Origin of the sequence: Stenotrophomonas sp. YIM B06876 (assembly GCF_030711595.1) — a bacterium.
GTDB lineage: Bacteria > Pseudomonadota > Gammaproteobacteria > Xanthomonadales > Xanthomonadaceae > Stenotrophomonas.
In genome coordinates this window covers 1-347 of record NZ_JAUJUJ010000653.1, presented here as the reverse complement: position 1 = coordinate 347, position 347 = coordinate 1, and the positions used below count along the sequence as shown (strand labels likewise).

Annotated in this window: 1 other RNA gene; it reads left to right on the top strand. The window is 51.6% G+C overall.

Annotation, left to right across the window (positions count from 1 at the left end):
- Positions 1-347: a transfer-messenger RNA gene (gene ssrA / locus QZH66_RS18885) on the top strand; the annotation flags it as partial.

Sequence of the window (347 nt, the reverse complement as noted above, 5' to 3'; positions counted from 1 at the left end):
GGATTCGACGCCGGTTGCGAAACTTTAGGTGCATGCCGAGTTGGTAACAGAACTCGTAAATCCACTGTTGCAACTACTTATAGTTGCCAATGACGAAAACTACGGCCAGGAATTCGCTCTCGCTGCGTAAGCAGCCTTAGCCCTGAGCTTCTGGTACCTTCGGGTCCAGCAATCACCAGGGGATGTCTGTAAACCCAAAGTGATTGTCATATAGAACAGAATCGCCGTGCAGTACGTTGTGGACGAAGCGGCTAAAACTTACACAACTCGCCCAAAGCACCCTGCCCGTCGGGTCGCTGAGGGTTAACTTAATAGACACGGCTACGCATGTAGTACCGACAGCGGAG